The organism is Pantoea sp. Morm, assembly GCF_016643525.1.
GTDB classification, from domain to species: Bacteria; Pseudomonadota; Gammaproteobacteria; order Enterobacterales; family Enterobacteriaceae; genus Pantoea; species Pantoea dispersa.
In genome coordinates this window covers 43,820-61,180 of record NZ_VOQX01000013.1, presented here as the reverse complement: position 1 = coordinate 61,180, position 17,361 = coordinate 43,820, and the positions used below count along the sequence as shown (strand labels likewise).

The 17,361-nt window shown below is 57.7% G+C and carries 17 protein-coding genes; 11 read left to right on the top strand and 6 right to left on the bottom strand.

Translation table 11 applies throughout. The features are described from left to right. Positions 1-9 precede the first annotated feature (9 nt). Both fetB and fetA read right to left on the bottom strand, forming a co-directional pair. Complete coding sequence (gene fetB / locus FT726_RS07110) at positions 10-771, bottom strand: iron efflux ABC transporter permease subunit FetB (protein WP_058781532.1); 762 nt, start codon at positions 769-771, stop codon at positions 10-12. Next, complete coding sequence (fetA, locus tag FT726_RS07105) at positions 758-1,426, bottom strand: iron efflux ABC transporter ATP-binding subunit FetA (RefSeq protein WP_346302614.1); 669 nt, start codon at positions 1,424-1,426, stop codon at positions 758-760. The genes fetB and fetA overlap by 14 nt, the downstream gene beginning before the upstream one ends. Positions 1,427-1,550: 124 nt before the next feature. Between fetA and FT726_RS07100 the strand changes: the two genes are divergently transcribed. Then, positions 1,551-2,489 carry a nickel/cobalt transporter gene (locus tag FT726_RS07100; RefSeq protein WP_288421578.1) on the top strand — a complete coding sequence of 313 codons (939 nt, stop codon included), beginning with the start codon at positions 1,551-1,553 and terminating at the stop codon, positions 2,487-2,489. A 101-nt stretch (positions 2,490-2,590) separates the two neighbouring features. Here the strand turns inward: FT726_RS07100 and fhuE are convergent, their stop codons facing one another. Next, positions 2,591-4,789 (bottom strand): ferric-rhodotorulic acid/ferric-coprogen receptor FhuE, encoded by a 2,199-nt coding sequence (gene fhuE, locus FT726_RS07095; RefSeq protein ID WP_346302613.1) that lies wholly within the window; start codon positions 4,787-4,789, stop codon positions 2,591-2,593. 712 nt (positions 4,790-5,501) lie between these two features. Here fhuE and FT726_RS07090 point away from each other — a divergent pair. After that, a complete protein-coding gene (locus tag FT726_RS07090) occupies positions 5,502-5,903 on the top strand; it encodes an H-NS family nucleoid-associated regulatory protein (RefSeq protein ID WP_021509031.1) in 402 nt (133 codons plus the stop codon). A gap of 143 nt (positions 5,904-6,046) precedes the next feature. Here FT726_RS07090 and FT726_RS07085 read toward each other — a convergent pair whose 3' ends face one another. From FT726_RS07085 to FT726_RS07075, 3 genes are read right to left on the bottom strand one after another with little or no spacing between them, the layout of a single operon-like run. Next, on the bottom strand, positions 6,047-7,246 hold the full coding sequence (locus FT726_RS07085) for an aminotransferase class I/II-fold pyridoxal phosphate-dependent enzyme (RefSeq protein ID WP_346302612.1): 1,200 nt from the start codon (positions 7,244-7,246) through the stop codon (positions 6,047-6,049). A gap of 20 nt (positions 7,247-7,266) precedes the next feature. Beyond that, the gene (locus tag FT726_RS07080) at positions 7,267-8,565 is read right to left on the bottom strand and encodes an LLM class flavin-dependent oxidoreductase (protein ID WP_058759091.1); all 1,299 of its coding nucleotides are present in this window, start codon (positions 8,563-8,565) and stop codon (positions 7,267-7,269) included. Positions 8,566-8,599: 34 nt separating this feature from the next. Continuing rightward, complete coding sequence (locus FT726_RS07075; RefSeq protein WP_346302611.1) at positions 8,600-9,670, bottom strand: iron-containing alcohol dehydrogenase family protein; 1,071 nt, start codon at positions 9,668-9,670, stop codon at positions 8,600-8,602. A gap of 252 nt (positions 9,671-9,922) precedes the next feature. Here FT726_RS07075 and FT726_RS07070 point away from each other — a divergent pair, with 252 nt between their 5' ends. The 9 genes from FT726_RS07070 to FT726_RS07030 all read left to right on the top strand — a co-directional run bounded on the left by FT726_RS07070 (position 9,923) and on the right by FT726_RS07030 (position 17,279). Then, the gene (locus FT726_RS07070; RefSeq protein WP_021509027.1) at positions 9,923-10,468 is read left to right on the top strand and encodes a GNAT family N-acetyltransferase; all 546 of its coding nucleotides are present in this window, start codon (positions 9,923-9,925) and stop codon (positions 10,466-10,468) included. Further along, on the top strand, positions 10,465-11,616 hold the full coding sequence (locus tag FT726_RS07065; protein ID WP_058775941.1) for an amidohydrolase: 1,152 nt from the start codon (positions 10,465-10,467) through the stop codon (positions 11,614-11,616). Before FT726_RS07070 ends, FT726_RS07065 begins: the two co-directional genes overlap by 4 nt. Further along, positions 11,613-12,929 carry an MmgE/PrpD family protein gene (locus FT726_RS07060; protein WP_346302610.1) on the top strand — a complete coding sequence of 439 codons (1,317 nt, stop codon included), beginning with the start codon at positions 11,613-11,615 and terminating at the stop codon, positions 12,927-12,929. Before FT726_RS07065 ends, FT726_RS07060 begins: the two co-directional genes overlap by 4 nt. A 40-nt stretch (positions 12,930-12,969) precedes the next feature. After that, positions 12,970-13,674: a YafY family protein gene (locus FT726_RS07055; protein WP_166710439.1), complete on the top strand. Its 705-nt coding sequence runs from the start codon at positions 12,970-12,972 to the stop codon at positions 13,672-13,674. Between the two features lie 117 nt (positions 13,675-13,791). Beyond that, a complete protein-coding gene (locus tag FT726_RS07050) occupies positions 13,792-14,034 on the top strand; it encodes a ParD-like family protein (RefSeq protein ID WP_071813632.1) in 243 nt (80 codons plus the stop codon). Continuing rightward, a complete protein-coding gene (locus tag FT726_RS07045; protein WP_021313439.1) occupies positions 13,997-14,338 on the top strand; it encodes a type II toxin-antitoxin system RelE/ParE family toxin in 342 nt (113 codons plus the stop codon). The genes FT726_RS07050 and FT726_RS07045 overlap by 38 nt, the downstream gene beginning before the upstream one ends. A 72-nt stretch (positions 14,339-14,410) precedes the next feature. Next, a complete protein-coding gene (locus FT726_RS07040) occupies positions 14,411-14,794 on the top strand; it encodes a VOC family protein (protein ID WP_058759086.1) in 384 nt (127 codons plus the stop codon). 501 nt (positions 14,795-15,295) lie between these two features. Then, positions 15,296-16,450, top strand: coding sequence for an MFS transporter (locus FT726_RS07035; protein ID WP_288421551.1), 1,155 nt, complete (start codon positions 15,296-15,298; stop codon positions 16,448-16,450). A gap of 34 nt (positions 16,451-16,484) precedes the next feature. Continuing rightward, complete coding sequence (locus FT726_RS07030; protein ID WP_282996512.1) at positions 16,485-17,279, top strand: hypothetical protein; 795 nt, start codon at positions 16,485-16,487, stop codon at positions 17,277-17,279. Positions 17,280-17,361: the final 82 nt, after the last annotated feature.

The window sequence follows — 17,361 nt, the reverse complement described above, 5'->3', positions numbered from 1 at the left end:
AGGCGTGATCTACGGTTTGAGCTGCGCCCGCGCGGTGTAAAAGCGACGGTAGGACAGATACGCCGCGATGATGGTCGACAGGCTGGCGGTGGCAATCAGCATAAACGTCACCATGATCTGGTATTTGATGGCCTTTACCGGATCGATCCCGGCAAAAATCAACCCGGACATCATGCCTGGCAGACTTACCAGCCCCACCGTTTTCGCGCCGTCAACGGTGGGGATCATCGCGGCACGAATACTGTCACGCATCAGCCCGGCGGATGCGCGTTTGATCGGCGCGCCCAGGCTGAGCATCTCCATGATTTTTTGCTGGTTGTCGCTAAAGCGCTGATTGAGATTGGTGAAACACAGCCCGACCGCCACCATGGCGTTACCGGCAATCATGCCGGAAATGGGGATTACCTGCATGGGAACAAAGGCAATGGCGCCGCTCAGCAGCAGCACCGTTAGCGTCAGTGCCGTACCGCTGGTAATCGCCACCAGCGCGATGATAAAACCATGATCGATCTGCTGGCTGCGTTTGCGCGCATTCAGCGCTGCATTGACGCAGATAAACAGCACCATCAGCAGCGTCAGCCAGTCATTATTGACATCGAAAATTGACTTCAGCACGTAGCCGACGATCACCAGCTGGATAATAGCGCGCGTGACACTCCACAGAATGTCTTTGCTCATCCCCAGCTTCTCTTTCTGGCTAATCAGCAGCGCTACCAGCACCAGCATGAGTGAAAGCAGCAGCGAGCTGTCGCTGATATTATGCTGATTCATACTGTTCTCCCGCTGCGGGTGGGGTCAGCCGCAGAATACGCTCAGCGGCATCAATCTCCTGTACGTCATGGCTGATACGGATCACCGCCAGCCCTTTTTCCGCCACCAGCGCGGCAATCAGCTGGTTAACCCGTTGTTTATTGGGCTCGTCCAGTGCGCTGGTCACTTCGTCCAGCAACAAAATCTGTGGCAGAAACTGCAGATTGCGCAGCAAAGCCACCCGCTGCTTTTCACCGCCAGAGAGTCCGGCAACGTTTTTGTTCAGCATGTCGGCGGATAAATGCAGACTGCGCAACGCCGCCACCAGCTGCTCGCGCGACGGTTGTTGCTGACGCAGCTGCCACGGCAGCGCCAGGTTATCGTAGACCGTGTCACCAAACAGTTGCGGTGTCTGGAAACAGTAGGAGACCTGCTGGCGATAGTGTTCGACTTTCAGCGTGTGAATATCCCGCTGCTGAAACAGGATCTGGCCGCTATCGGGCTCCAGCAGTGAGGCAATAATTTTCAGCAACGTGCTTTTGCCGCTGCCGGACGGGCCGGTGAGCAACAGCGTTTCACCTGCGCACAGCTGCAGTGATACCGGCGCCAGCAAGGTGCGCCCCTGCACGGCCAGCGTGACGTCTTGTACCGCCAGCAAAGGAGAATTAGCAGACATAAAAGGCATCCGTGAGAAATTGTCGGCAGATTATAGACAGCTGCACAAGGCAGGGGAATGCGTCACGATGCGGAGAGCGGCTGCCGTTTAACCGCCGTGGCTTTACAACGCGGCAGAAATCCGCATGCTGGTGACATTCAGGACCACTTTCTTCATTACTATGACCGCCACCAAAACCGGATTTCTCTGCGCGAGCGTGCTGCTGCTGAGCGCGCTGACGCTGCTGTCGTTGCACTGGAGCGCGTTTCAGGCATGGGCGCTGCAAAATCAGATTCAGCTGCACCGGATGCTGGTTACCCATTTACTGCAAATCAATAGCGGCCAGTACAGTGCCGGACTGTGGCTGCTAGCTGTGACCTTCATTTACGGCATTCTGCACGCGGTGGGTCCCGGGCACGGTAAATTTATCGTTACCACCTGGCTGACCACCCATCAGCCCCCGCGCGGCGTGGCGCTGAGCGTGCCGCTGCTGGGCAGCCTGGTGCAGGGCCTGAGCGCGATTGCCTTTGTCTTTATTCTGGCGGTTGGTTTTAACCTGACCACCGGCGATCTCAGCCTGAGCCGCTGGTATCTGGAGAAAGCCAGCGCTGTGTTCATTGCCGGGCTGGGCGTGATGCTGCTGCTGCAAGCCTGGCGCAGGCCGCCAGCGGAGCATCATCATCATGATCATTGCGGCCACGCGCATGGCGTCGCGGCTGGGCACGGCAGCGACTGGAAAAGCTGGGCGGGTATTATCATTGCCACCGGCGTGCGGCCGTGCAGCGGTGCGCTGACGGTGCTGCTGTTCGCCAGCGTCATCGGCATTACGCGCTGGGGCATGCTGGCGGTGATGAGTATGGCGCTCGGTACCGGCATGGCGCTGGTGGCGCTGGCACTGTTTGTGCAGCATTATCGTCAGCGCGCCGGACAGCTGTGGCTGGCAGAGCGCTCGCCGCAGGCGGTGTCGCTGCTGAGAGCGGTACGGATCGCCGGTGGGATATTACTGGTGATGTTTGCGCTGGTGCTGTTTTTTACCGTGGTGCCGGTGAGTGCCAACGGGGATTATATTGCGGCGGGATGTTGAGGTGCATGGGTTGGGGAGGGTGCGGTTTTCCCCTCACCCTAACCCTCTCCCGCACGCGGGAGAGGGAACGTCAGGTGCCGCTTTGGGCTCTGGCTTACTGATCAGAAACGGTATTTCGCGGACAGCATAAAATTGCGCGGTTCGCCGTAGACGATGCCGGTGCTGTCGACGTTTTCGTCGTACTCTTTGTCGAACAGGTTATTCAGGTTGGCCTGCAGGCTGAGGTTTTTGGTCACGTCGTAGCGCGCGAACAGATCCACCAGCGCATAGCTGCCCTGACGGGTGCGCCAGGTGCCATTGCCATCCGGGCCACTGATATCCGCGTAAGTTCCCGCCTGCCAGTTCACCCCGCCGCCCAGCGTCAGCTGGTCCAGCATCGGCAGGCGATAGCTGGTGAACAGGTTGAACGACGTGCGCGGCAGCTGTGAATTATAGCGATCGCCGTTGGCGTCTTCCGCCACATACGAAGTCCCGCCAAAGGTCATCTGCCAGTTATCGGTCAGCGCCCCATTCACCTCAAACTCGACGCCACGACTTACCACACCCTTCTTCGCCACGTAAATGGTATTACCGGTCTGCGCATTGGTCTGTCCGGTGCTCTGACCGACGTTATCCAGTTCGGTGCGGAAGATCGATACCGAGGTGGTCAGACGGCTGTTGAACCAGTCAGACTTCACGCCGGCTTCGTAGTTTTTGCCAATCACCGGCGAGAGATAAGCGCCTGACGCATCCTGATAATCCTGCGGCTGGAACACCGAAGTGTAGCTGGCGTAGGCAGACCAGTTATCGTAGAAGTCCCAAATCACCCCACCGTACGGCGTGATGTTGTTTTTCTCCATCTCTGCCGTCAGCGTCTGGCGGTTCCAGTTGGTGTAGCGCGCCCCGACAATCAGGTGCAGCGGATCGGCCAGATTGATGCGCGTCGCAAGATACGCTGACTTCTGCCGCACCCGTTGGGTGTCGGCCGCAGGTTCCCGCGGATTCCAGTCAGTTTCCGGGAAATCACCGTTGAACTGATTAAAGTTGCCCAGCTCGGCTGACGAAATGTTGGCCCAGGCGCTGTAATATTTGTTGTCCTGACGGCTGTAGTTCACCCCGACCATCAGCTCATGCTGGCGGCCCAGCAGTTCATAAGGACCGCTGGCGAAGGCATCGACCGCATCCACCTTACGTTTGCCGGTGTTGTAGCCGGTTCCGCCCACCACCGGATAGCCGGCATAACCAGAGACGCCTGCGCCAGTGGTTTTGTCGAAGTAACCGTCGAGATACAGCTGCTTGCTGTCGAGGAACATCTCGTTATGCGTGCCGTTAAGGGTGATGTTCCAGCCGTTATCGAAATTCTGCTGCAGGTTAACAAAGACCTTTTTATTTTCTTTGTTGTTGTAAGCCCATTCTGGCGCGGTGTTATAGCCGCGACGGGAGTGGATCTGCGTGCCGTCGGTGTACCAGCGCGGCGCACCGCCCCACATCGGTGAATCGGTATTTACCTGGCTGAATTCATAACCAACTGACAGTCTGGTGGCGTCCGTCACGTCAGCGTCGACCACGCCGTAGATAAACTTCTTATCGGCGCCGTAGCGTTCAATGAAGCTGTTTTTGTCTTCATAGCCGGCCACCAGGCGACCACGCACGTTGCCTTCCGGTGACAGCGGTGCAGAAAGATCGGCGACGTAACGCTGCTTATTCCAGCTGCCATAGCCAGCTTCAAGGCTACCGGTAAACTCTTTGCTGTCGGCATGTTTACGCACCATGTTGATGGCAGCAGAAGGATTGCCCGGTCCGGTCAGCAGGCCCGTTGCGCCACGCACCACTTCGACGCGTTCGTACAGCGCGGTATCGGTCTGCGCATCACCGAGGTTCCAGCGCTGGGCAAACGCGGTCGGAATGCCGTCGGTCATGTAATTATCAATCAGAAAACCGCGCGAATAGTAATTGATGCGGTCCATATCGGCGGCCACACCGTGGATGCCGGTGGTGTTGCTCAGTATGTCGTTCAGCGACTGCAGTTGTTGATCCTGCATGCGCTGCTTGCTAACGATGGTGACCGACTGGGGAATATCACGTGCGGTCAGCGCCATTTTGGTGCCGGCCCGCGTCACCGGCACGCTGTAATCCGCTGCGGCCTGCGTCTGCTGCGCTTCCGCGCTGGCGCTGGCATCAACGGTCAGGGTGGCCTCACTGTTTTGCGTATCGGCCGCCTGAGCGACACCCGAGGCAACCAGCACTGCCAGCAGTGACAGGCGCAGCGCGCGCTGCGGCGCAAGACCTGCGTCCCGGACGCGCATCTCTTTGCAAGACATAATATTCCTCAATCGGCTTATCGTTATTTTGTGGTGAGCATATAGTTAAGAAAGCAAATGAGAAATATACGCATTAAGATTAACATTGCAAGAAATTGTTACGCCCTTTCTGACGCCTTTACACTGCGAAAAAATCTTATGCTTCAGGGAGTAACGGCCCTGAGGCTGCTTTACAGGAAACTATCACGCCTGAAATCATCCTTAATCTCAGTCAACCGGTGCGTGAGCTACGGCCTCCCCGCCTGAACGGCTGTGCCTGCATCCTGATCTGGCATCTGAACACCACGCATGTACCAGCTACGTACCCGGTCACCGCCATTGATTTATAATTACGCTGCCGATAGGAAAGGTGTTTATAAAGTTTCCTTTTCTGCGCTAAGGTGGACCAGTTATGCTTTTAATCCTGCAGCAATCGCTGCGTTGTTAACATGGCGCCATTTATTAAGCTGTAAATCGCCGTGACGTATATTGTGTGAGATGCCGCGATGTTAAATGAACGGCTTAACGTAGGTGGCGAGTAATATTAAATCAGCCGCTAACATGTTTATGCGTAATCAATGAAGAGACAAAAATCTTTACGCCCAATCAAAAACTGTACAGGTCGGGGCATATTTCCGGACAAATCTGTCGGCGGGTGAATATTTCCATTTGAATAAAATTGCCGTAGAATGCACGCTTTCAAATCAGTGGTATCAGTAATAAGGGTTTATACATGAGCGATGCACTCAAGGCATTGAACAATCTTCGTACGCTGCGTGCTGAAGCACGTAATATTGAGGTTGCGGTATTAAATGAAATGCTGGAGAAGTTTGCCGTGGTGGTCGCCGAACGCCGCGAAGAGACGGCTGCAGAGAGTGCTGCACAGCGCGAAAAAGAAGAGAAGCTGGCGTTATATAAAGAGATGCTGCGCAAAGACGGCATTACAATTAATGAACTGGCGCAATTAAACCAGGGTGAAACGAAGAGCAAAGCAAAACGTGCACCGCGTCCGGCGAAGTATAAATTTACCGACGAACAGGGTAATGAGAAATTCTGGACCGGTCAGGGTCGTACTCCCTCGCCGATAAAGTCAGCGATTGACGCTGGCGGTTCGCTGGATGATTTTCTGATTTAATCCAGTCGCCGGAAATCGGGGCGGAACCGGCTAATTGCCGCATCACCGCCCCTGAATCGCGGCACCCGAAATGCTTTCATGCAATCCTTTCATACAGTGTGCCGCGAGGTGATCAGGCTATTACGCCTTCCCACACCCGCCCGTCAGATTAACGCTGCACAGGCGCGCGCAATGCGTTTACCCGCCTCCTGCACGCTATCGATATCCGTGGCGATCGACAAACGGAAATACGGCGACAGGCCGTAAGCGCTGCCCGCCACGCCGGACACACCGCTCTCCAGCAGATAATTCAGCACATCCTGTTCGTCATGCAGTACGGCGCCGTCAGGCCGGGTTTTGCTCAGCAGGCCAGCACAGCGGCAAAAGACAAAAAATGCGCCCTGAGGTTGCAGCACTTCAATGCCGGCCACCTGCTGCAACTGCTGCACAATGACATCGCGTCGCGCCTGATACGCGGCGCGCTGCGGGGGCAGAAAATCGAGCCCACCGTTAAAGGCCGCAACCGCCGCCGCCTGGCTGATGGCGCTGGCACCAGAACTGTTCTGCGACTGCACCACTACCATGGCATCAATCAGCGGCTGCGGCCCGGCACCAAAACCAATGCGCCAGCCGGTCATGGCATAGGTTTTCGACACGCCTCCCACCAGCAAAATGCGTTCAGCCAGCTCCGGCGCCACCTGCAGCAGGCTAACGTGCTGACGATCGTCAAACAGGATATGTTCGTACAGCTCATCCAGCATAATCAGCACATTGGGATGATCGCGCAGCACCGTCGCCAGGGCCTGCAACTCCTGTGCGCTGTACACCATGCCAGAGGGATTGCCGGGATTGTTCAGCACCAGCCAGCGGGTTTTCTCAGTGATCGCCTGCGCCAGCTGCGCCGGCTGCAGCTTGTACTGCTGCTCAAGCGGACAAGGCAGCAGCACCGCCTCGCCACCGTTGAAACGCACACTGTCCGGAAAAGTTGGCCAGTATGGCGTGGGCACAATCACCTCGTCGCCGTCGTTTAGCGTCGCGGCAAACGCGTTGAAGATGATCTGTTTTGCGCCGTTGGCGATACAGATTTGCTCCAGCGCGTACTGCAGCTGATTCTCGCGCGCCAGTTTGGCCTGCACCGCTTTACGCAGCGCGGTGGTGCCATTGGTCGGCGTATAACGGGTTTCACCGCCATCCATCGCGGCGCTGGCGGCGGCACGGATGTGCGCGGGCGTATCAAAATCCGGCTCACCGGTGATGAGGTCAAGAATATCCACGCCCTGCTCTTTTAGCTGGCGCGTCAGCTGACGTGCCGCCGCGTTAGCCGAGAGCGACACAGACTGTACGCGCTTCGATAGGGTGATCATGTTTCGCTCCTGTCTGTCTCTCACACCACCGGCAGGCCGAGGTTTTCACGCAGCGTGGCGAACTCGTACTCTTCGCGGAACAGACCGCGACAGCGCAGTTCCGGAATCACCAGCTCCACAAACAAATCAAGCTGCTCGGACATGATCGCCGGCATGATGTTGAAACCATCGGCGCCGCCCTCGTTGAGCCACAGCTCAAAGTCATCGGCAATATCCTGCGCGGTACCGACGATTACCCGATGACCACGCGATCCGGCGGCTACCGCGGCCAGTTCGCGCAGCGTCAGATTTTCACGTTTCGCCATGTCGGTCATCAGTTTCACGCGGCTCTGGTTGCCTTCACCCAGCGGCACTTCCGGCACCGGACCGTCGAGCGGATACTGGCTCAGATCCATATTGAAGCGCAGCGAGAGCTGACGCAGACCGTTGTCGATATCAACCAGCGTGTTGAGCTCTTTCCACAGCGCTTTGGCCTCTTCGCGCGTGCGGCCAACGATCGGCATCACGCCAGGCATGATCACCACGTGATCCGGATTGCGTCCGGCGGCAATCACCTGATCTTTCTGCGAACGGTAGAAGCTCTGTGCTTCTTCCAGGCTGGCCGAGGCGGTGAAAATCACCTCGGCAGTCTCTGCCGCCAGCTTCTGCCCATCGCTGGAAGAACCGGCTTCGATAATCACCGGACGCCCCTGCGGTGAGCGGGTAATGTTCAGCGGACCCTGCACCTGGAAGTGCTCGCCGACGTGGTTAATCGGCTGAATTTTGTCATCAATGAAGTACTGACCGGTCTCTTTGTTGGGCTGCACCGCCCCCGCCTGCCAGCCGTCCCACAGCTTATAGGTGACATCGAGGAATTCACGCGCGCGCGCATAGCGCTCCGCATGATTAGGCATATCGCTGCGGCTGAAGTTACGCGCCACATCGGTAGAGAACGACGTCACCACGTTCCAGGCGGCGCGGCCGCGGCTAATGTGGTCCAGCGACGAGAAGCTGCGCGCCATGGTGAACGGGTCGCTAAAGGTAGTCGAGGCGGTCGCCGCCAGGCCAATACGCTTGGTGTTGACCGCCAGCGCCGACAGCAGCGTTAACGGCTCCAGACGCGCCATGGTGGAAGGCAGACGATACATGCTGGTCGCCAGTGCATCACCCACGAAGAACAGATCAAACTTACCGGCTTCGGCTTTTTTCGCGATGGTGATCAGCCAGTCAATATCCGTCGGATCGCCCAGATTTTCCGTCAGCCGCCAGCCGCTCACGTGCTGTCCAACCGGTTGCACAAACAGCCCTAAACGGATGCGGCGTGAAGATGAAGTAGCCATATTTTTTCCTGGTCAATAAAAGGGTCGATAACAATTAAAAGGCGTTCTCGGTCGCCAGCAGCGCCTGCTCTAAGGCATCCGCGCTGATGCGGAACGGCAAACGTTCGGCGCTGGCCGCCGGGAATTTGATCTGTTCAGCAATGCTTCTGATGGCTGCGCGACGATCGCCGTGCAGCGGCGCTAAGGTCAGCGGCATATCATACTGCCGCAGCAGCGCCAGCAGCGCGGCGTCCGGCTCACCGTCGTGCTCAATCAGCGACTGCACCAGCAGGCTGTAACCGACTTTTTCACCGTGCAGCCAGTGGTGCAGCTCCGGCTGATGGGTCAGACGGTTATGAATGGCATGGGCAAAGCCTGGCGTTGGCAGCACGTCACGCACGCTGTTGGCCAGGCCGGCCAGCACAATACTGGCATCAATCACCTTCACCAGATCTGGCGTCACGCGCTGTTGCTGGTTGGCCAGCACGGCGGCGGCACCGTGCTGGCGATAGACATCCAGCGCGCGCTGCGCGGTCATCACTTTAAGATCGAGGGCGAGATCGTGGGGGTTGTGCCGCAGATAAGGAGAGAACTCGTAGTATTTAGCCAGCGCGTCGACAATGCCCGCTTTGAGGTAACGCACATCACTTTGCGCAATCACTTCGCTGTCTACCAGTACCAGTTCAGGCATTTTGCCCAGCGGCTGGCTGCGCACGTGGCCGCCCTGCGCGTCATAAATAATCGCCACCGGCGACCAGGCGGCACAGGTCGCCGCGACGGTGGCGAAATTGACGACGGTGATTTCCGGTAACTGGCTGCCGACCGCTTTAGCCGCATCCAGTACGCGCCCGCCGCCAATTGCCAGCAGCAGTTCAGCCTGCTGCTGTTGCAGATTGCTTTTCAGCGTATCAATGGCCGCATCGGTGCATTCGCCGTGCAAATACTCGATTTCCCAGCGAATACCACAGGTTTCCAGACTTTGCGTTAATTGCGGATTAACCGCCTGCCAGGCGCGCGGAGAGGTGAAAATACGGATATGCGTAGCATAAGGTTTAATGAATTCACCGGTGCGCGCACGCAGTCCCGGTTCGTGTGCGTAGGCACGCGGAGATTTAATCGCTAACACGTTGTCACCCTGATTAGGAAAAACGCCATAACAAAATTGTTATATTTCAGAGGATTAATGCGAAATAGTTATAGCGCTATGTATTTTATGCATACTACGGTAAATGGCGATTTGTGCAATGAAAAAGCCGCCATTTCATTTTCACAAATTTGCATTAGCTTATCCGTATTTCACATATAGGCCGTCAGCGCTTTACTGCTACTCTGAGCCTTCTTTCTTTATCGCCCACCGGGCGGTTTTCCGGGGATAGCTATGACACTTGAGTTTCGTCAGGTCACAGAAGACGAAGTGGACACTTATCAGGCGCTGATGCATGCCGCCTATGCGCCCACGCTGGCGCTGGGGATCAAATTTGATGCGGCCACCGCTGACCGCGAGAAAACGCTGCGGCATCTGCAAAGCCACGGCGTGTATGCGCTGTATGCCCAGGGCGTGATGGTCTCCTCGGTCACCGTGCGTTATCCATGGGGCCCGTTGCCGGGTCCGTTCGGCCTGCCGCACATCGGCTGGTTTGGCGCCCACCCGGACTATGCGGGGCAGCAGTTTGGCCGCCAGGTTCAGGATCGCCTGGAGCAGGAAATTTTACGCGGCCAGTTACGCGCACCGGCGGTTTCGCTCGGTACCGCCATCAGCCATCCGTGGCTGATTGATATGTATCGCAAGCGCGGATTTGTGCTCATGCACACCACCGATCTCGGCAAAGGCCACATCACGCAATATATGAAAAAAGTGCTGGATGAAACCGCGCACGATGCCTGGCTGACGCGCCAGGCGGCATCACAAGGAAGCCAGGCATGAGCCAACTGAATGAAACAGCGCTGGGCGAGCAGCTGATCGCCTTTCGCCACGAACTGCATCGTTTTCCGGAACTCTCCAATCAGGAGTTTGAAACTACCGCCCGCCTGCGCCAGCAGCTGGAACAGCACCAGATTCGCATCGTTGATTTGCCACTGAAAACCGGTCTGGTGGCAGAGGTCGGTCCGGCACAGGGACCGCTGATTGTGCTGCGTTCGGATATTGATGCGCTGCCGATTGAAGAGCAGTCGGACGTCGCTTTTCGTTCGGAGCGTCCCGGCGTGATGCATGCCTGCGGCCACGATTTTCACGCTTCCGCTGCACTCGGCGCGGCGATTCTGCTTAAGCAGCAGGAGGCAACGCTGCCCGGCCGCGTGCGGATTCTGTTCCAGGCCGCCGAAGAGACCGGCCAGGGCGCGCCGGATGTCATCGCCACCGGCGCGCTGCAGGAGGCGGTGGCGATTTTCGGCATTCATAACGATCCGTCGCTGCCGCCTGGCGTGGTGGGTAGCAAAGCCGGTGCGCTGACCGCGGCGGTGGATCGCTTCGATATCCGCATCACCGGCACCGGCAGCCATGCTGCCAAACCGCATCAGGGCAACGATCCGATCGTTATCGCGGCACAGATTGTCTCCGCGGCGCAAACGCTGATTAGCCGTAACGCCCCCTCCGCTGACAACGCGGTGGTGTCGATCACCCAGCTGCACAGCGGCAGCACCTGGAACGTCATTCCTGACAGCGCCTGGCTGGAAGGCACGGTGCGCACCTTCTCTCAGTCCACGCGTGAGCGACTGGAGCAGCGCTTCCGCGAAATCGTGCTCGGCCTCGGTGCGGCTTTTGCCGCAGAGGTTGAGTTTAACTGGCACGCCGGTCCGCCTGCGGTGGTGAATGATGCGCACTGGGCGGATTTTGCTCTGCAACAGGCCACCGCCAGCGGACTTGAGGCGCGCGTGGTGGAAGCCAGCCCGATCGGCGAAGATTTTGCTTTTTATCAGCAACAGCTGCCCGGCGCCTTTGTGATGATCGGCACTGGCGAACCTTATGCGTTGCACCATCCGGCTTTTCGCATCAATGATGCGGTGTTGCTGCCCACCTCACGCTACCTCGCACAGCTCGCCGTGGCGGCGCTGCGCAGTCTGGAGCAGGCATGAACCTGAGCCACGCGCTGGCTGAGCGCATCCTGCAAAGCCAGCCGGATGCGGCGGCACGTGATGCCGCGCGCACTGGCGTGCAGGATTTTCTGGCTGTGAGCTGGCCGGTGTTACAGCAGCAGGTCCCGGACAGCGGCTTACCGGCGCTGCGACAGGTTTATGGCGACGGCAGCGTACGCTCACAGGCGTTACTGCTGGGCTATGCCGGCCATGCGCTGGATTACGATGATTTCCATGCCGATTTTCGCGGCCATCCCAGCGTGGCGATTCTGCCCGCGCTGTTTGCCTGGCAGCAGCAGCAGCCCGCCACTGCCGAAGCGTTCCTTGATGCTTATGTCATCGGCGTGGAAGTGGCTGGCCGGCTGGGACTGGCCGCCAGCCAGCAGCACTACGCGCTGGGTTATCACAACACGGCCACGCTGGGCACGCTGGCGGCGGCGGCCGCGCTGGCACGTCTGCTGCAGCTTAATGCAACCGACTGCGCCACGCTGCTCGGCATCGCGGCGACCCAGGCCAGCGGACTGCGCGCTCAGTTTGGTTCAGCGGTGAAGCCGCTGCACGCCGGACTGGCGGCAGAGCGTGCGGTGATGGCGGCGCAGCTGACGCTGGCGAAATTCGATGGCCGGCATGAAGGCGTGCTCGACGCGTTTCTCGCCGCCAGCAGTAACGGCGAGGCGCAGCCGCAACGGCTGGTGGAAAACTGGGGCGCGCCGTGGCGCATCAGTACCCCCGGTCTGGAGTTCAAACCCTTCCCCACCTGCGCCGGAACTCACAGCGCTGCCGAAGCGGCACGTCTGCTGCGGCGCGCCTGGCTGGCGGAAGGTCACTCGCTGGACTCACTGCTGGAAAATATTGATGACATCACGGTCGCCTTCCCGCCGGGTGGTGACATCGCGGCGGCAGTTCGCGTGCCGGCTAACGGCATCGAAGCACGCTTTAGCCTGGAGTACGTGATTGCCGCCATGCTGATGTACGACGATTTACGGCTGGAAGATTTTGCCGAAGGTGCACTCAATCCGGCGGTGATGCCGCTGGCGGCCAAAGTGCGTCGCACGCCGGATGCGTCCGCGCCGCCCGATGCGCTCAACCCGGCGCGGCGTTTTCATCTCGTCACGCTGACGCTGAAAGAGGGTCGTCAGCTGCAGCAGCGCCGCACGCGGCAGCAGTCGCTGGCGGATGGCGTAGATGTGGCGGCCAAACTGCGTCAGGCGCTGCGCCATGAAGTGCCGGCGCGCCAGCAGCAGTTACTGGCTATCAGCGAGCTGCAAAGCACGGCGGATTTGGCTACATTAAGCCGACTGTTGCGCGCCTGATTCCTGCCGGCGCGCGTTCTTCGCTTAAGGCTGGCGTATCATGTCTAAAACTCAGCGGCTTCCCGAACTGCTGCAATTGCTGCGCTGTCATCGCTATCCGCTGACCGCGCAGCGTATCGCCGAACAGCTGCACATCAGCGTGCGCACCGTCTATCGTGACATTCTTAGTTTGCAGCAGCAGGGCGTAGAGATTGAGGGCAGCGCGGGCGTTGGCTATTTGCTGAAATCCGACGGCCATTTGCCACCGCTGATGTTTTCCCGGCAGGAGATTGATGCGCTGGTGCTTGGGCTCAACTGGGTCACCCGACACACCGACGATGAGCTTAAGTCCGCCGCGCGCCATGCGCTGGCCAAAGTCCAGGCTGTGATTCCGTCCCATCTTACGCAGAGTATCGATCACCAGTCGCTGCTGATCGCCTCCCAGGGCGAAGCCTTGTTCGAAACCCATCTGCCGCAGATTCGCCAGGCAATCCATCAGCGCAGCAAGATCAGCCTGCGCTACAAAGATCTGCAGGATAACCTCTCCACCCGCACCATCTGGCCGGTGGTGATTGGCTACTTTGAACGCGTGCGCCTGCTGTGCGGCTGGTGCGAACTGCGCCAGGAGTTCCGCAATTTCCGCGTCGACCGCATTGAAGCGATCAGCGTCACCAGCGAACTCTATCCCGGCACGCGTCATCAGTTGCTGAAACGCTGGCGGGATTATCACCATTTGCGTCACCCGGTGGACAGCGCGACACGCTAGCGACATAAAGTTGCCATAAGCGACAAAATGTCGCATACTTAGCCGCGTGCAGCAGTAATCGCAACTCAACATTACAACAGTCAGTCCATCACCGCTTTCATCCGCGAGGTAATATTCATGGCCACAAGTATTCGTTTAGACGATGACTTCGTGAGCGACGTAAAAATTCACGCTGAAGCCGCCAGCCGCAGCATTCCAAAGCAGATTGAGCATTGGGCGAAGATCGGCCGGATTGCTGAGGATAATCCGGACTTACCGTATAGCTTCATCGCTGAAGTATTGATCGCCCAGGCTGAAGTCGATAATCAGAAGGTTTCGCCGTATGTCCGCCGAACACCCCGATCCAAAACCACAAAATAGCATCGAGGTTTATCAAACACGCCGCTTTGAAAAAACGCTCGATAAATTGCCCGATACACAGCGTGCCATCGTCGAGGATGAGATCGACAGGATTGTTGATGCGCCTGAAATCGGTGAGCTCAAGAGAGGTGACTTAAACTTTTTACGCGTGCACAAATTTCAGCTGAATAACCGCCTGACGCTGTTGGGTTATAGCTGGGTGGAAAATAAACTGGAACTGTATCTGCTGGATATCGGACCCCATGAGAATTTCTATCAGGAACAGAAAAAGCACCGTAAAGCCGATCTGAAAATTATCAGTTAACCCATCGACTCCTGACAAAATCTGTCACAGCCTCCCCCTACTATGCAGCGGTAAACACACAAGGAGATCACCATGCTTACCGCTAACATGACCATTATTTATGTGCCCAACGTCGTGAAAAGTGCTGACTTTTATGCCGCGCTGTTCGACATCAAACCCGCAGAACTCAGCCCGACCTTTGCCATGTTTGTGTTTGAGAGCGGCTTTAAACTGGGTATCTGGTCGCAGTATACCGTTGAACCCGCACTCTCTCTGCCCGCCAGTGCAGCGCGTAGCGAAATTGTGTTTAAAACCGCGCGTAAAGACGATGTCGATTTTCTTTATCACGAATGGGGCGTGCTGCGCGAAATCACCATCATTCAATCGCCGGTGCGCATGGACTTTGGCTACACCTTTACCGCGCTGGACCCGGACGGGCACCGCCTGCGCGTCTGCTATTTACAGCTGGATGAGTAAGTGAAGAGACCTGGTGCTGACGGTTGCAGGTTGTTAAATACGCTGAGCAATCATTAGCTAAATTTATATTTTTAATTGCCGATTAAGAACATTAACGCTGCTGTTCAGTTAAGCAATGTGCAGGTAATTCATCCAGGTAGATAGCGGTGCGATTTATCGCGCAATAAGTTGCACCGCTACACAATGCGCGAGATGCTTGTATTACCTCAGGATAATTACCATATATTTCAGCTCATTAAATTAATTCTTGTCATCGTTGACTTTATCCGTCATTACCGTTTCCATCCCACATCGCGCTTTTTTTAAAATGCCTTCCGTGTATGCCATAAATAAACTCTACTGAATACAGCCACCTGAACACGTTACGTCATTTCCAGGACAAGTCTTGTTACTGTTAAACATTAATTACGTTTTTATGGGCTTCTGCACAGGCTGCAGTTTACCTGTAGCCCGACCATGGATAAGGCCAGGCAATGAAACGCCGTACTACACCGGGATGTGATGATGAACAGTAATCTGCTTAACCTGCGCCAGCAGCGCGCGACGCGCACGCTATTTTTTATCGCCGGACTGGGCATGGCCGCCTGGGCGCCGCTTATTCCCTTCGCCAAAGCGCAACTGGCGATCAATGACGGCATGCTGGGGCTGCTGCTGTTCTGTATCGCCGCTGGCTCCATGTCAGTTATGCCCTTTACCGGCGCGCTGATTGCCCGCTTTGGCTGTCGCACGCTGCTGCTGCTGTGCGGTGCCGGACTGGCGCTGGATCTGCCGCTGCTGATGCTGCTAAACGCACCGCTGCCGATGGCGGGCGCGCTGTTGCTCTTCGGTGCGATCAACGGACTGATGGATGTCAGCATGAATTATCAGGCGGTGATCGTGGAGCGCGAGGCCGGGGTCAGCAAGATGTCGGGCTTTCACGGCTTTTACAGTCTTGGCAGCATTGCTGGCGCCGGCGCGGTGAGTCTGCTGCTGTGGCTGCAGGTTGCGCCCCTGCTGGCGCTGCTGCCGCTGTGTGCGTTGATTTTATTGCTGCTGATGATGAGCCATACCGCCCTGTTGCCCCGTCGCCGCACGGATGCAAAACCAACGCGCGGTACGCTGCGCGCTCTGACGCACCGTAACGTGGTGCTGATTGCCCTGCTGTGTTTTCTGCTGTTCCTCACCGAAGGCGCCATGCTCGACTGGTCAGCGGTGTTTATGAACAGTGAACGCGCCATGTCGATGCAGCTGGCCGGTTTCAGCTTCACGCTGTACGCCACGGCTGTCGCCACGCTGCGCCTGTTTGGCGATCGGCTGATTAATCACTATGGCAGTCGCCGCGTGCTCACCTGGGGCGGTCTCGTCGCCAGCGGGGGGCTGGCATTAGCGATTTTCTCCGTCTGGCTGTGGAGCGCCCTGCTCGGCTTTGTGCTGGTGGGTATCGGTCTGGCCAATATCGTGCCGATTTTATTCAACGCGGCGGGTAACCAGCGCACTGTCGCCGCGCATTACGCCATACCGGCTGTCACGCTGTGCGGTTACTCCGGGCTACTGCTGGGCCCGGCGCTGATTGGCTTTAGCGCCCAGCTTACGTCCCTGACCACCACGCTCAGCGCCGGCATCGTGATGTTGCTGCTGGTGACTTTCGCGGCGCGTTTCGCTCTGACAGCGAAGTAGCGCCTCTGCCCTGTCATATTCACAAGGAGTTTCTATGACAACCTCAACGCAACCGGTGTTCAGCCTGCACTACGTCGGGCTCAATCTGAAGAAAGGCGTTAATGCCGCGACCTTCGAAGCCTTTCTCAAGGCGCGCGGCACGCAGATTCCTGCTTATCCGGGCTGGCAATGGTCGCTGTTAAAAGGCCTGCGCGGCGAACGCCAGGAACAATACCTGATGCTGTATCAGGCTCCCAGCCAGGCAGACTATGACCGCTACATCACCCCCACAGGAGCACTCACGGCTGAGGCCATCGCCTTCTGGCAACAACGGCCCGAGGCGTGCGCGCTGCTTGAGGAGTGGAAAAACTTTGCCACCTACGGGGAGCTACCAACGCTCTTCTCCACGTTCTCGCTGCTGGCAGAAAACCGCCACAGCTCACTGCCGCCCGGCCCAAACTTTCAGCCCGATGCCCAACCTGCCGTGGCGCGCGTGGTCGGTTTACATCATCTGGCGCTGCGCGCTGGCGTGACGGCTGCCGACTTTGATCGCTTTATGATTGAGAACGTCGCGCGCATTGATGACTATCCCGGCTGGAAGTTTCACATGCTGAAGGGCACCGGCGGTAATCGAAGTGAGCAGTATGCGGTGATGCTGGTGATCGAGAGCCTCGACTCGCTCAACAGCTTCCATCCGGCGATGGACGTCTCAACCGAAAAATCGCTGACGTTTGTGAAAAACCATCAGGAGAGCGAGCGTATGTATGATGAATGGCGCACCATGGCCTCGTTCTCCGGCGCACCGCAAATGTATACCGACTATCTGACGATTGCCGGCAACGTCGGCTGAGGTTGGCCATGACCGGCGGAGGCCGGTCAGACTGCATCATCACGCCCGCGCAGGGTTGGTGTGCGGTTGTGGCTGGCCCGGC